Origin of the sequence: Pseudarthrobacter sp. NPDC092424 (assembly GCF_044754925.1) — a bacterium.
In the GTDB taxonomy this organism is placed as follows: Bacteria; Actinomycetota; Actinomycetes; order Actinomycetales; family Micrococcaceae; genus Arthrobacter.
The window spans coordinates 214,660-228,556 of record NZ_JBIVQC010000001.1; the positions used below are offsets into that span (position 1 = coordinate 214,660).

14 protein-coding genes and 1 riboswitch are annotated in these 13,897 nt (G+C 67.6%); of the genes, 6 read left to right on the forward strand and 8 right to left on the reverse strand.

Features of this window, described 5'->3' with window-relative positions:
* The first annotated feature begins 41 nt into the window (after nt 1–41).
* Nucleotides 42–950, forward strand: coding sequence for a general stress protein (locus ACIQCN_RS01090; protein WP_400608955.1), 909 nt, complete (start codon nt 42–44; stop codon nt 948–950).
* A 74-nt stretch (nt 951–1,024) separates the two neighbouring features.
* Here the strand turns inward: ACIQCN_RS01090 and ACIQCN_RS01095 are convergent, their stop codons facing one another.
* Nucleotides 1,025–2,602, reverse strand: coding sequence for an aminopeptidase P family protein (locus ACIQCN_RS01095; protein ID WP_400603158.1), 1,578 nt, complete (start codon nt 2,600–2,602; stop codon nt 1,025–1,027).
* A gap of 94 nt (nt 2,603–2,696) precedes the next feature.
* Here ACIQCN_RS01095 and ACIQCN_RS01100 point away from each other — a divergent pair, with 94 nt between their 5' ends.
* A complete protein-coding gene (locus ACIQCN_RS01100; protein WP_400608957.1) occupies nt 2,697–3,566 on the forward strand; it encodes a PHP domain-containing protein in 870 nt (289 codons plus the stop codon).
* 43 nt (nt 3,567–3,609) lie between these two features.
* On the opposite strand, the gene ACIQCN_RS01105 is transcribed toward ACIQCN_RS01100, so the two are convergent.
* From ACIQCN_RS01105 to thiE, 4 genes are all read right to left on the reverse strand, one after another.
* A complete protein-coding gene (locus tag ACIQCN_RS01105; protein WP_400608959.1) occupies nt 3,610–4,482 on the reverse strand; it encodes a DNA-methyltransferase in 873 nt (290 codons plus the stop codon).
* A gap of 8 nt (nt 4,483–4,490) precedes the next feature.
* The gene (locus tag ACIQCN_RS01110) at nt 4,491–6,176 is read right to left on the reverse strand and encodes a DEAD/DEAH box helicase (RefSeq protein WP_400608961.1); all 1,686 of its coding nucleotides are present in this window, start codon (nt 6,174–6,176) and stop codon (nt 4,491–4,493) included.
* A gap of 257 nt (nt 6,177–6,433) precedes the next feature.
* Nucleotides 6,434–7,957, reverse strand: coding sequence for an RNB domain-containing ribonuclease (locus ACIQCN_RS01115; RefSeq protein ID WP_400603162.1), 1,524 nt, complete (start codon nt 7,955–7,957; stop codon nt 6,434–6,436).
* A 45-nt stretch (nt 7,958–8,002) separates the two neighbouring features.
* Nucleotides 8,003–8,665, reverse strand: coding sequence for a thiamine phosphate synthase (thiE, locus tag ACIQCN_RS01120; RefSeq protein WP_400608963.1), 663 nt, complete (start codon nt 8,663–8,665; stop codon nt 8,003–8,005).
* Nucleotides 8,666–8,692: 27 nt separating this feature from the next.
* Nucleotides 8,693–8,812, forward strand: a riboswitch (TPP riboswitch).
* Here thiE and thiO point away from each other — a divergent pair.
* From thiO to ACIQCN_RS01135, 3 genes are all read left to right on the forward strand, one after another.
* The gene (gene thiO, locus ACIQCN_RS01125; RefSeq protein WP_400608965.1) at nt 8,805–10,112 is read left to right on the forward strand and encodes a glycine oxidase ThiO; all 1,308 of its coding nucleotides are present in this window, start codon (nt 8,805–8,807) and stop codon (nt 10,110–10,112) included. (Overlaps the previous riboswitch by 8 nt.)
* Nucleotides 10,109–10,345: a sulfur carrier protein ThiS gene (gene thiS / locus ACIQCN_RS01130; RefSeq protein ID WP_400603165.1), complete on the forward strand. Its 237-nt coding sequence runs from the start codon at nt 10,109–10,111 to the stop codon at nt 10,343–10,345. Before thiO ends, thiS begins: the two co-directional genes overlap by 4 nt.
* 34 nt (nt 10,346–10,379) lie before the next feature.
* The gene (locus tag ACIQCN_RS01135) at nt 10,380–11,165 is read left to right on the forward strand and encodes a thiazole synthase (RefSeq protein WP_400609327.1); all 786 of its coding nucleotides are present in this window, start codon (nt 10,380–10,382) and stop codon (nt 11,163–11,165) included.
* A 2-nt stretch (nt 11,166–11,167) separates the two neighbouring features.
* Here ACIQCN_RS01135 and ACIQCN_RS01140 read toward each other — a convergent pair whose 3' ends face one another.
* The 3 genes from ACIQCN_RS01140 to ACIQCN_RS01150 form a co-directional block, all read right to left on the reverse strand.
* On the reverse strand, nt 11,168–11,470 hold the full coding sequence (locus tag ACIQCN_RS01140) for a hypothetical protein (RefSeq protein WP_400603167.1): 303 nt from the start codon (nt 11,468–11,470) through the stop codon (nt 11,168–11,170).
* 56 nt (nt 11,471–11,526) lie between these two features.
* Nucleotides 11,527–11,751, reverse strand: coding sequence for a DUF3107 domain-containing protein (locus tag ACIQCN_RS01145; RefSeq protein ID WP_400603168.1), 225 nt, complete (start codon nt 11,749–11,751; stop codon nt 11,527–11,529).
* 61 nt (nt 11,752–11,812) lie between these two features.
* The gene (locus tag ACIQCN_RS01150) at nt 11,813–12,475 is read right to left on the reverse strand and encodes a TetR/AcrR family transcriptional regulator (RefSeq protein WP_400603169.1); all 663 of its coding nucleotides are present in this window, start codon (nt 12,473–12,475) and stop codon (nt 11,813–11,815) included.
* 84 nt (nt 12,476–12,559) lie between these two features.
* Between ACIQCN_RS01150 and moeB the strand changes: the two genes are divergently transcribed.
* Entirely contained in the window at nt 12,560–13,759 is a 1,200-nt protein-coding gene (moeB, locus tag ACIQCN_RS01155) for a molybdopterin-synthase adenylyltransferase MoeB (RefSeq protein WP_400608967.1), read from the forward strand.
* The last annotated feature ends 138 nt before the right edge of the window (nt 13,760–13,897 follow it).

The following is a 13,897-nucleotide window of genomic DNA, read 5'->3' on the forward strand; positions in this document are numbered from 1 at the left end:
ATTTACAGGCAGCACACATCCCCATGGGCAAGAATGGAACCATGGCAAACATTTTTGGTGCTCCCAAGGCCGGCGGCCCCGGCGGCATGGACGACGCCCGGGCGGTTCCCACCGGCGATACGGTGGGTTCGTACAATTCCTACCTTGATGCCCAAAAGGCCGTGGACTACCTCGCGGACCAGCAGTTCCCGGTTCACATGGTTTCCATCGTGGGCAACGAACTAAAGATGGTCGAGCGCGTCACGGGGCGGCTGAGCTACCCCCGCGTCGCCCTGTCCGGGGCCTTGAGCGGCATGTGGTTCGGTCTCTTCGTGGGCGTCCTGCTGTCCTTCTTCGCACCGTCTCCCGGCTACTTCTCCATCCTGACCTCGGTGCTCATGGGTGCGGCCTTCTTCATGCTGTTCGGAATCGTCACCTACGCCATGCAGCGCGGCAAGCGCGACTTCACGTCCACCAGCCAGGTGGTGGCCACCAGTTATGACGTCATCGTTTCCCCGGAGGCGGCGCACGAGGCCCGCCGCCTCCTGCAGCAGCTGCCCATGAACCGCTCGGACGCCGCGTTCCAGCAGGGCGGGCACCAGAACCAGCCGTACCAGCCGTACGGCCACCCGGATCCGCGGCAGCAGCCCGGACCGTACCAGCAGCCCGGACCGTACCAGCAGGGCCCCCAGCAGGGCCCGGTCCGGCCCTCGGGCTGGAACGACCCCTATGGCCAGCGCCAGCAGCCGGAACCGCCGGCGCCGCAGCAGCCACAGCCGCAGAACGACGGCGGCGCGCAGCAGCAGCAGCCTTCCGCACCTGTGCGGAAGGTCAGGTTCCCGGACCTTCCGGACGGACGTCCCCAGTACGGGATCAGGCTGCCGCAGCACGCCGAACCCGGCAAGGCAGGCGACGAGCAGCCCGGGCAGGAGCCCGCTCCAACCAAGCCTGAAGACGAACCCCGCCCCTAACCCCCGGTCCCCGGAGTTTCTGTCCATTTGGAATGGCTGTCTTACGGCCTCCAAATGGACAAAAACTGCACCGGTCAGGCGGTTTCGGCCTCGCGGTAGATTCCGGCCATCCAGTCCTCCACGTCCTGGGCTTCACGGGGGAGGGCCGCACTGAGGTTGACCGGTCCGTCTGCGGTCATGAGGATGTCGTCCTCAATCCTGATGCCGATGCCGCGGTACTCCTCCGGGATCGCCAGGTCCTCCCGCTTGAAGTACAGGCCCGGCTCGATCGTGAACACCATTCCCGCGGTGAGGATTCCGTCGAGGTAGAGTTCGCGCTTCGCCTGCGCGCAGTCGTGGACGTCCAGGCCCAGGTGGTGGCTGGTGCCGTGCGGCATCCAGCGCCGGTGCTGCTGGCCCTCGGGGCTGACGGCTTCCTCGACGCTTACCGGCAGGAGGCCCCATTCAGCCAGCCGTTCCGCCAGCACGGTGGTTGCCGCGGTGTGGATGTCCCGGAAGCGGGCGCCGGGCTGCGCGGCGGCGAAGCCGGCGTCGGCCGCTTCGAGGACCGCCTCATAAACCTTGCGCTGGATGTCCGAGAATACTCCGTTGGCAGGGATGGTCCGGGTGATATCGGCGGTGTACAGCGAGTCCACCTCCACGCCGGCATCGAGCAGCAGCAGTTCGCCGGCGTTGATCCTGCCGGTGTTGCGGGTCCAGTGCAGCACCGTGGCGTTGTTGCCGGAGGCGGCGATGGTGTCATATCCCAGCTCATTGCCCACTTCGCGCGCGCGGGCAAAGAAGGCGCCTTCGACGACGCGCTCGCCCCGGCTGTGGGTGAGTGCCCGCGGCAGGGACCGCACAACTTCCTCGAAACCTTCCACGGTGGCGGAAACGGCGAGCTTCATCTGCTCGATTTCCCACTCATCCTTGATCAGACGCAGTTCGGACAGGGCTTCGCTGAGCTTTTCGTCCAGGGCGTCGAACACCCCGAAATCCAGGTTGTCCGGGTCCTTGGCGGTGTTGTAACGGGCTGTGTCCACCAGGGCGTCGATGTTTTCGTCCACCTTGCGCACCAGGCGGACCGGGATGCCGCCGATTTCCGGCGCTCCGACGTCCTTGGTGATGGCCGTTTCCAGCTGGTCGATGTGCGCCGTCTTCAGGCCCAGCCGGGCTGCGAACCCGGCGAGCGTGGGGCGGGCACCGATCCAGAACTCACCGGACCGGGAGTCGGCGTAGAACTGCTCCGTGTCCCGGCCGGCAAGGGGCCGGAAGTACAGCGTGGCACTGTGGTGCGCGCCGCCGTCGCCCGTGCCTTCTGCCACGGGGTCCAAAATCAGGACTGCGTCCGGTTCATGGTCCAGGCCCAGGCCTGTGAGGTGTGCGAAAGCGGAGTGAGGTCGGAAGCGGTAGTCGCAGTCATTGGAGCGGACCTTCAGCGGACCGGCGGGGATGACCAGGCGTTCGCCCTTGAACTGGGCGGAAATGGCGGTGCGGCGGTTCGCGGCATGTGCGGCAACGGCGTCGCGCGCAGGCAGCTCCTGGCCGGACGGGGCCCAGTTGCTGGCCATGAAAGCCTTGAACGCATCGGAACTGGGCCGTTGCGAGCGGTTGTTGACGCGCTCATCCAGCGGCTGGGAGGCAGGGGCGGGAGTGTTTTCGGGATGGTTCACGGCACCATCGTCTCACCAGCTCCACGGCGAATGCGAACAACGGCGTGGACAGCGCTTGCGTCCGTGCGGGGGAGGGGTCAACTAGGCTGGACAGGTGAGGATCGACCTGCATGCCCACTCCAATGTCTCCGACGGTACGGAGAAACCCGCCGACGTCATGGCCTCCGCTGCCCGGGCCGGCCTGGATGTGGTGGCACTGACCGACCACGACTCCACGGACGGCTGGGCGGAGGCAACCGCCGCCGTGCAGGAGTCTGGCGTTGCTCTGGTGCCGGGCATGGAAGTTTCCTGCAGGACGGAAGAGGGCATCAGTGTGCACCTCCTGAGCTACCTGCACGACCCGCAGCACCCGGGCCTGCTCGAGGAAATCACCAAGGCCAAGGACGCGCGGCACACCCGCGCGGAGCGGATGGTCACCCTGCTCGCGGAGGACTATCCGCTGACCTGGGACGACGTCATCCACCATGTCGCCCCGGGCGCTACCCTCGGCCGCCCGCACATCGCGGATGCGCTGGTCGCTGCGGGCGTGGTGGAGGACCGCTCGGAAGCCTTCGCCTCGATCCTGACCTCCAGGTCCCGCTACTTCATCCAGCACTACGCTCCCGACCCCACCACTGCCGTCGAACTTGTGCGGGCTGCGGGGGGCGTTCCGGTTTTCGCCCATCCCGTGGCGTCTTCCCGGGGACGCATCGTGGGGGAGCGCGTCTACCAGGAGATGATCGACGCCGGCCTGGCGGGCCTGGAGATCGACCACCGGGACAACCCGGAGGAGGGCCGGGAGTACCTGCGCCGGCTCGCGGCCCGGCATGGTCTCCTGGTCACCGGCTCCTCCGACTACCACGGGACCGGTAAGCCAAACCTGCTCGGCGAGAACCTGACTGCACCGGAGGTGCTGGCGAGGATCGAGGAATTGGGGACCGGGACCGCCGTCGTCCGCCCCGGCCCCGCCCTCCCGACCGGGTAGCGCGAAGCGTCCTTCCAGGGCCCGAAAGGGCACCAGGCGCTGCCTACCTGGGCGGGAAAGCCGCTACCGTGGCGTGCGCCCCGAGGCGCTTGGCCATGATCTCGATGGCCGGCTGGTTCTGGTCCACGCACACGAACTTCCGCCCCAGTTTGCCGGCCACGGCGCCCAGTGTCCCGGAGCCTGCGAAGAAGTCCAGGCACCAGTCCCCGGGCCGGCTGGACGCAGCCACCACGCGGCGGACCAGCCCCTCCGGCTTCTGCGTGGGATAGCCCGTTTTTTCCTTGCCCGTCGGAGAGACGATGGTGTGCCACCACACGTCCGTGGGAAGTTTTCCCAACTCGCGTTTGGCGGGTGTCACCAGGCCGGGAGCCATGTACGGTTCCCTGTCCACTTCGGCGCTGTCGAAATGGTACTTCGCCGGGTTCTTTACGTAGACGAGGATGTTGTCGTGCTTGGTGGGCCAGCGGGTCCTGGCACGCGCGCCGTAATCGTAGGCCCAGATGATCTCGTTCAGGAAGCACTCCCGGCCGAAGATCGCATCCAGCATGACCTTGGCGTAGTGGACCTCGCGGTAGTCCAGGTGCAGGTACAGCGTGCCGTCGTCGGCCAGCAGGCGCCAGGCCTCCACGAGTCGCGGTTCCAGGAAGGACCAGTAGTCGCTGAACGCGTCGTCGTAGCGGTGCAGCGCGCCCTTGATGGTGTCATAGGAGCGGCCCTTGAAGCCTACGCGGTCCCCGCTGCCACCGGAGTTGGCCACCATCCGGGTCTCCTGGCGGCGCTGCACCCGGCCCGTGTTGAACGGCGGGTCCACATAAATAAGGGTGAAGGCGCCGTCCGGCAGCGTGGGGAGGTAGTCCGCGTTGTCCGCGTGTACCACCAGGCTGCCGCCGTCCGGCGCCCAAACAGCGTCAGTCATCGACGCTGTTAGCCCTCGGCGCCAGGCTGCATGCCCTTGTCGCCGGCCACCACTTCGCCGTTGCGGCGGCGGGTGCGCGTCCGGGTGCGGCGGGCACGGGACGGCTGGGCATCCTCGGAGCGGGGCGCCTGCGCGCCGCTGTCAGCTGCTTCCACGGCATCGGAGGTACGACGGCGGCGCTCACCGGAGCGGCCCGCCCCTTCGGTGCTGCGGGACTCACCGCTGCGTGCCGGGCGGCCACGGCCACCACGGGTGCGCTCACGGTCGCGGTCACGGGGTGCGCCGGAGTCGCGGCCGCCGCGGCCGTTCTTCTTGCCGGTTTCGCCGAGGTCCTCCAGGACTTCTGCGTCCACGCCGGCCAGGGTGCGCTTATCGCGGGGCAGGCGGCCCTTGGTGCCCTCGGGAATGTCAAGGTCCGTGTACAGGTGTGGCGAGGAGGAGTAGGTTTCCACCGGTTCGGGCACGTTCAGGCCCAGGGCCTTGTTGATCAGCGCCCAGCGGGGGACGTCGTCCCAGTCCACGAAGGTGACGGCCGTGCCCTTGTTTCCGGCGCGGCCGGTGCGGCCCACACGGTGCAGGTAGATCTTCTCGTCTTCAACGCACTGGTAGTTGATCACGTGGGTAACGTCTTCAACGTCGATGCCGCGGGCGGCCACGTCCGTGGCCACCAGGACGTCCACCTTGTTGTTGCGGAAGGCACGCAGGGCCTGCTCGCGGGCGCCCTGGCCCAGGTCGCCGTGGATGGCGGCAGCGGCGAACCCGCGGTCCACCAGCTCCTCGGACACCTTCGCGGCCGTCCGCTTGGTCTTGGTGAAGATGATGGTGCGGCCGCGGCCCCTGGCCTGCAGGATCCGGGCCACTACCTCGATCTTGTCCATGCTGTGTGCACGGTAGATCAGCTGGCGGATGTCGCGCTTGGTCAGGCCCTCGTCGTCGGGGTCGGCGGCACGGATGTGCGTGGGCTGCGTCATGTACCGGCGGGCCATGGCGATCACCGGTCCGGGCATCGTGGCGGAGAACAGCAGCGTCTGGCGTACTGCCGGGGTGCCGGCGATGATGGTCTCCACATCCGGCAGGAAGCCGAGGTCCAGCATCTCGTCTGCCTCGTCCAGGACCACGATCCGCACGTTCTTCAGGCTCAGGTGCTTCTGCCGGTACAGGTCGATCAGGCGGCCCGGGGTGCCGACGACGACCTCGACGCCGTTCTTCAGCGCTTCCACCTGCGGCTCGTAGGCGCGGCCACCATAGATCGTTGCGATGCGGGCATTGCGCTTGCTGGAGGCGGTCTGCAGGTCATTGGCCACCTGGACGGCAAGTTCGCGCGTGGGGACGATGACCAGGGCCTGCGGGGCGCCCGGAACAGCCAGCTTGTCGTAGCCGGGATCGTCCTGTCCCACAACGCGCTGGAGGGCCGGGATACCGAAGCCGAGGGTCTTGCCGGTACCGGTCTTGGCCTGGCCGATGATGTCGTGGCCGGAGAGCGCCACGGGCAGGGTCATGGCCTGGATGGGGAAGGGATGCGTGATCCCGGCGTCAGCCAGGGACGCGACGATGTCCTCCCGGACGTTGAAGTCGGCGAAGGACTTCTCCTCGATCTCGTGCGGTTTCTCGTCCGAGATGATGGTCTCTTCCGGCTCGATGGTTTCGGTGCCGGACTCGTCCGTCAAGAGCTGGTGGGTGTGCAATTCACTCACGTGGAGTTTCCTTATTCATTTGGGCAATGGCGCTGCCTGCTCAACGGTTCCGCCGGGGGCGGGGCCGGAGCACGCTCAGGCGCACAAGCAAGTCCAGTGGAAGCCGATCGCGGGCTATCTAATGCCGGCACTGGGGACCGGCGGGTGTATCTCAAGATCGCGTAGGGGCGGGCTTGTTGGTTTCAAAAAGGAAATCAACGACCGGGCATCCATTTCTACAGGCACCAGTCTAGCCGTAAACGCCCGGAACCCCGGATTTAGCCGTGTTCCCTGGTGGCGGACTCCTGGCGGACGAGTTCGAAATGCACGTGGCGCGCAGCGATGTCCGAGGAAACCAGACGGACCCGGACCTTGGTGCCCGGTTTGAGCTCCCCGGCGCAGCGCGCCGTCACCGCCGGCTCCGCGATCTGGATAATGCCGGAGGTGCCGTTGCCGTTGCCGTTTTTCCCGTTCCCGTCCCTGCCGTTGGACGTCCCGCCGTTGTCTTTGGGCGGCCGGGACCCTGAAATGACAATGGCGTCAAATTCCTGCCCCACATGGTTGACCAGCAGGGCGGCTTCCACGGTGTCCAGCGCCATGCGCTCCATCCGGCTGGCCAGCTGGTCGGAGCCCGCCATTATTCCTGGCAGGAGCGGCAGCGCCTCGCGCGCCCAGACCGGCACGCCGCCGCCGCTGCACAGCGCTTCACAGATCACCAGGACAAAACGGTCCACAAGGCGGCGCAGCGGAGCGGTGGTGTGCGCGTAGGACGCACCAATGGCCGACTGGATCGCATCCGCAGGGACAGTGCCGTCGAAAGCGGTGTAGGCGGCGCCGCGGAACAGCATCCCGGCCGAATGCAGAATGGCCAGTTGGCGCGGCTCCGTGGGGTCCAGGGTGCGGAGGTATTCGCCGTAGCTGATCTTCCCGTTCCAGGGCTTGCCCAGGACTTCGGTCTGGAGCCGGAAGTGGTCCAGGGAGCGGCTGTCCGGCGCAGGCATGGTGCGCAGGATCCCCACCTTACCGTCCAGCATGAGCCGGGCCGCGGCCATGCCGGTCATGAGGGAAATCTGTGCGTTCCAGTCCTCCACGGGAAGCTGCGGTGCGGCGGCAATCCGGTAGCCGCCGTCGGGAAGCTGGACGATTTCCTGGTCCGGCATGTTCAGGCTGGCGCCCCCGCGCTCACGCTCCAGCGCCACGCGCTTGAGGCCTACCTCTTTGAGCAGCTGGAGAACCGGCGGCGCCGTGCCCGCGTCGAGCTCCTTTTGGGCGCCCTTGTAGCTGAGCTTGTCGCGGCTGCGGATGCGTGCCCGCCGCACGTTGACGGCAGTGACTTCCGCGGCGCTGTTGAGCCGGAAGTCCCAGACAAACGCCGGGCAGTCCTGGTCCGGGAGCAGGCTGCCGGCACCTTCGCTGATGACCTGCGGGTGCAGCGGAATCCGGCCGTCCGGCGCGTAAAAGGTCTGTCCGCGGCGCCGCGTTTCGGCGTCCAGCGGGCCTCCCGGCCGGACGAAAGCGGGCACGTCGGCGATGGCATACAGCACCCTGTAGCCGCCGCCGTCGGGTTCAATGAAGAGGGCCTGGTCCAGGTCCGTGGAGGATTCCGGGTCGATGGTGATGAATCCGACGTCCGTCAGGTCATAGTCCGGCATGTCCAGCGAGGCCACGGCCGCTTCGGCATCCGCCAGGACCTCCTGAGGGAATCCGGCAGGCAATTCCAGCTCGGTACGCAGCGCGCTCAACGCCTCCTCGAGCGCGTTCCTGTGCTCGTGGACATTGGGAGCCAACCGATGATGCGACACGAAAATCAGCCTAGCCCGAAACCCCCGGAACGAGGAACAGCCGGGCTAACCCGCGGCGTCGAGGGCGGCGAGCAGCGACGCAGCGGCTTCGGCCGGGTCCGGCGCCTCCGTGATGGCGCGGACCACCACGATCCGGCGGGCACCCGCAGCGGCCACCCGGTCCACGTTGCCGTGGTCGATTCCGCCGATGGCAAACCAGGGCAGGCCGGCCGGCGCCACGGACGCGGCGTGCCTGACCAGGTCCAGCCCGACGGCGGCGCGCCCCGGCTTGGTGGGCGTGGCCCACAGTGGACCCACGCAGAAGTAGTCCAGGCCCGCCGGCCCCGGCGCCGCGGCCACCGCCGCGTCAACCTGGTCCGGCGAATGCGTGGAAAGCCCGATCGCGGCGCCGTCCAGGAGGCTGCGCGCTGCCTTGAGGGGAAGGTCCTTCTGCCCGATGTGGAAAACGGGCGCCCCGGAAAGGGACGCGATGTCCGCCCGGTCGTTGACGGCCCACAGCCGGCCGTGCCGGACGGCAGCCTCGCGCAGCACCTCGAGCAGCTCCAACTCCTCCGCGGCCTCCAGGGCCTTATCCCGGAGCTGGATGATGTCCACGCCGCCGGCGAACGCGGCATCGACAAACCGGGCAAAATCGCCGTGGGCGCGGCGGGCGTCGGTGCAAAGGTACAGGCGCGCGGACGCCAGGGCGGCAGCGGGGGACACATTCATGGCTGCAAGCCTAGTTCCTCTAAACTGGCCTCGTACTGCGGGAGCCTGCGGCAGCTGTCACAAAAGCGCCGGGCTGAGAGGGCGTCAGAGCCGACCGCTTGACCTGATCCGGCTAATACCGGCGTAGGGAAGGAACCATATGGGCAACCCCACCAGCGGATCCGGCGCGGCCGACGACGGCGTAATGCGTGCCGACGTGGCAGTCGTCGGAGGCGGGGTGATAGGCCACAGCATCGCGTGGGAGGCCCGCCGCTCCGGCCGATCCGTGGTGCTGGTGGATGATGCCCCCGGAACCGGCGCCAGCTGGGCGGCGGCCGGAATGCTCGCCCCCGTCAGCGAACTTCACTACCAGGAGGAAGCCCTCCTGGAGCTGATGCTGGAATCCTCCTCCCGGTGGCCCGGTTTCGCGGCCGCCCTCAAAACCGCCGCGGGCGCGGACCCCGGATACCTCGAGACGCCGACGCTCGCCGTCGGCGCGGACGCTGCGGACAGGCAGGCGCTGCTTGACCTTCGGGCCGTGCAGAAGGCCAACGGCCTCGACGTGGAGCCACTCACGGTCCGGGAGGCACGCCGCCGCGAACCGCTCCTGAGCCCATCGATCGCCTGCGCCCTGGACACCCCCGCCGACCACCAGGTGGATCCGCGGCAGCTGGTGGCCTGCCTCCGGCTGGCGCTCTCCCGGCACGCGGACGGAGAGGGAGGGGCAGGCACCAGGGTTGCCGGCGCCGTCGACGGTTACGCGGTAATGGCCAGGGCAGCGGGACTGGCGTGGGCGGACGACGTCGTGGCCGGAGTCCTGCTGGAAGGCGGCGGAAAGGTTCTTGCGCGGGAGACCGTGGTCGCCAACGGTCTGCACGCCGGAGCGCTGGGCGGGTTGCCCGAGGGCCTGGCGCTGCCGCTGCGCCCGGTGTACGGCGACATCCTGCGGCTCGCCGTGCCAACGCAACTCCGGCCGTTGGTGACGGCGACGGTACGGGGCCTGGTTCATGGCGTGCCGGTCTACCTGGTGCCGCGGCAGGATGGAACCGTGGTCATCGGCGCCACCCAGCGCGAAGACGCCCTGGGCGGGGCGGCCCGTCCGGAGGCCGGAGCGGCGCACGGTGCCGTCTCCGCCGGCGGGGTTCACCAGCTCCTTCGGGACGCGCAGACTCTGGTCCCCGCCGTCGCCGAACTGGAACTGCTCGAGTGCACCGCCCGGGCCCGCCCCGGAACCCCGGACAACGCGCCCCTGCTGGGCCGCGTACCGCTGCCCGACGCCGCCGGAGGATACGTCCCCGGGCTCGTCGTCGCCACTGGCTTCTTCCGCCACGGCGTCCTGCTGGCGCCGGCGGCCGCGGCCGTCTGCCGCGCCCTGCTGGACGGCACCCGTGACCCCCGCTGGGCGCCGTTCGACCCTGCCCGGTTTTCCGCAGCCGCATCACGCCACGACACCAAGGAGAGAGCATGAACATCATCCTGAACGGAAGCCCGCGCGCCGTGGCGGACGGCGCCTCCGTTGCTGCGCTGGTCAGCGACATCACCGGCCGGCCGCTGGCAGCAGACGGCCAGGCCGCCGACGGGCGCAAGCTTGGCGTGGCAGTGGCGCAGAACGCGCACGTGGTTCCGCGCAGCCAGTGGTCCGCTACGGCGCTCGCCGAGGGCGACGACGTTGAGCTCGTAACCGCAGTGCAGGGAGGCTGACACCGTGACCGAAACAAGCCGCCCGTCATCAGCCATGGAAACAGCATCGGCTGACGGCCTGGTTATCGACGGCATACCGCTGCACTCACGGCTCATCATGGGGACAGGGGGAGCGCCCAGCCTGGAGGGTCTCGGTGCCGCACTCCTGGCCTCCGGCACCGCACTGACAACCGTGGCCATGCGGCGCTATTCACCGGCCGAGACCGGCTCGCTGTTCCAGCTGCTCGTGGACCACGGGATCCGGGTGCTTCCCAACACGGCGGGCTGCTTCACGGCCCGGGATGCCGTCCTCACCGCCGAACTGGCCCGCGAGGCCCTGGAGACGGACTGGATCAAGCTGGAAGTCATTGCCGACGAGCAGACCCTCCTGCCGGATGCGGTGGAGCTCGTCGATGCCACGGAACAGTTGGTGGCCCGGGGCTTCAAGGTCTTCGCCTACACCAACGACGACCCCGTCCTGGCGCTGCGGCTGGAGAACCTCGGGGCCACCGCCGTGATGCCGCTGGGTGCCCCTATCGGAACGGGTCTGGGCATCCTGAACCCGCACAATATCGGGCTGATTGTTTCCCGCGCCTCCGTTCCCGTGGTGCTGGATGCCGGGATCGGTACGGCCTCCGACGCTGCGCTGGCCATGGAACTGGGTTGCGACGCGGTGCTGCTGGCGACAGCGGTGACGCGGGCACAGAACCCGGCGCTGATGGGTGCGGCCTTCAAACACGCGGTGGCTGCCGGCAGGATGGCCAGGGTTGCGGGGCGTATACCGCGGCGCGAACATGCATTGGCGTCATCCGCCATGGAGGGCCGGGCCGAGTTCCTGTAACGCTAAAGGCGGAGGGCCGCGGTCAGGCGCTCGGTGTCCTGCCGGGCGCGCGTGCGGCCCAGGTAGGCCACCGCGGCGATGGCTGCGCCGGTTCCGAGAAGCACAGGAAGAACCCAAGGCAGCCAGGTCAAACCGGGCAGGTAGCCAAATCCTGCGGCCATGAGGATGGTCCAGGTCACCGATGCCACAGCAACGGCAACCCCCGCGGGGAGGCCGGCGCCGTACTTGGCATGGCGCTTGTCATTGGCCCACACAAGGAATCCTGCGGCAACCGCTGCGAGCACGACAATGGTGAGCGAGAGCATGGATCTCCTTTAACTTAAAGCCGCGGCGGCCAGGCGGCCGCCGCGGGCAAAGGGTTCTAGAACTGGCCGAAACCTACGCGGCGGACTTCTTCGGCCCCGATTTCGACGTAGCCCAGGGCGTTTCCGGGAACGATGATCAGGCGGCCCTTGTCGTCCTTCAGGCGCAGTTCGCTGCCCGTGTTGATGGCTTCGCCGACGACCTTGGCCACGGAGTCTGCGTCCTCAGCGGACTCCAGTACGATTTCGCGGCCAACATTCTGCACGCCGATCTTAATTTCCACAGGGGCCTCCCAGCCGGTCAAATGTTCAGGGACCTCAACGAGGTGTTCTCTTATTTGTAGTCTAGGACTCTTTGGGGAAACGAGAGATTCCGCGCCAAGCTAAACGGTAAATGAGGTCACTGGCCACATCCAGGTCCAGATTCCCGTCCGTTTCCAGCCAGTAGCGTGCACTCACCTGGGCCATTCCGGCCAGGCCGCGGCCCAGCAGCTGGGCTTCCAGCTGAGGAAGCTTGGTGTCCTCTGCGATGACCCGGGCTATGGCATCCGCGAAGGTGCGGTTCAAAGTCTCCAGCCGGGAGCTGACATCGGCGTCATTAATAAGGTCGGATTCGAAAACAAGCCGGTGCGCCTGGTCATCGCTGGCGATAAACCGGAAGTAGGCGCGCATCACGGCCTGGACGCGCTCTTTGTTATCCGTGGTGGAGTTCAATGCTCCCAGCAGCAGCTCAGTCAGGGCCGCCAGGTGGCTGTCCAGAAGGGCAAGATAGAGCTCACGTTTGGACGGAAAATGCTGGTACAGGACCGGCTTGCTGACCCGCGCCGTCTCCGCGATTTCGTCCATGGCGGCCCCGTGGTAACCGTTGGCAACGAACACTTCCTGGGCTGCCGCCAGGAGCTGGGCACGGCGTTCATCCCGCGGCAGCCGTGCCGAGCGCTGGCCTGCGGGGCGGGTGACTGATTCCGGTGCTGCGGACGGGCGGTCTGCGCGTGCTTCTGGGACCACGGTTGTCCTTCTTTCCGTTGCGGTTACACCCACTTTACTGCGGGGTAATATGACCGGGCGGTATCCCGGGGCATACATTGAAGTATGGCCTCGTCTCTGACCGCAAATGTTGCAAATGTTTCCCTGGAACCCTTGGTGGAACCGGCAGGCGAACTCACACCGGCGGAAGTGGAGCGCTATTCGCGGCACCTCATCATTCCCGAGATAGGCGCGGTGGGGCAGCGGAGGCTCAAGAACGCCAAAGTACTGGTGATCGGTGCAGGCGGGCTGGGGTCCCCCGCATTGCTGTACCTCGCCGCGGCCGGGGTGGGAACACTGGGAATCATCGACGACGACACGGTGGAACTCAGCAACCTCCAGCGCCAGGTCATCCACGGCGTGGCGGATGTGGGACGCCCCAAGATCGAATCAGCGCGGGACGCGGTCCATGCCCTTAACCCGCTGGTGGAGGTCCGGCTGCACAAGGACCGCCTCGACGCGGCAAATGCGCTCGAACTGTTCGCCGGGTACGACCTGATCCTGGACGGTGCGGACAACTTTGCCACCCGCTACCTCGTCAACGACGCTGCCGCCATCCTGGGCAAGCCTTACGTCTGGGGTTCGATCTTCCGCTTCGACGGACAGGTGAGCGTCTTCTGGGAAAAACACGGGCCCACCTACCGCGACCTCTATCCCGAGGCGCCCCCGGCGGGTTCGGTACCCTCCTGCGGCGAGGGCGGCGTCTTCGGAATGCTGTGCGCGGCGGTGGGGTCGCTGATGGTGACGGAGGCCGTCAAACTGATTACCGGCGTCGGGCGTTCCCTGCTCGGGCGCGTCGCGCTCTTCGACGCCCTGGGCGGCAGCTGGCGCGAAATCCGCGTCGCGAAGGATCCCGCGGCGCCGCGCATCACCGAACTCACTGACTATGAGGCATTCTGCGGCCTTGCGCCGGAGCCGGAAACCGACACCGAGCACACCGTCACCGCGGCGCAGCTGGCCACCATGCTGGCCTCACGGAAGGCCGGACTGAAGGATTTTGAGCTGGTGGACGTCCGGGAGCCCGGGGAATACGACATCGTGCGGATCGACGGTTCTGTCCTGGTTCCGCAGGGCAGGATCCTCGCGGGGGAGGCCTGGCAGGAGATCCCGCAGGACAGGGACGTGGTGTTCCTGTGCAAGGGAGGCACCAGGTCCGGCAACGTACTCGCGGCAGCGCGGAAGGCGGGGTACCAGCGGGTGAGCCATCTCGACGGCGGCATCCTGGCCTGGGTGCGCGAAGTGGAACCGACCAAGCCGGTCTACTGAACGCCCCAGAACGCCCGCCCCGGACGCTCTCTCACTTAACGCGGCATATTGAAGGACGCTCTCTCACTTCTCCGGAGTTAGTGAGAGAGCGTTGCCGGAAATTGCGCAGGATGTGAGAGAGCGTCGCCGGAAATTGCG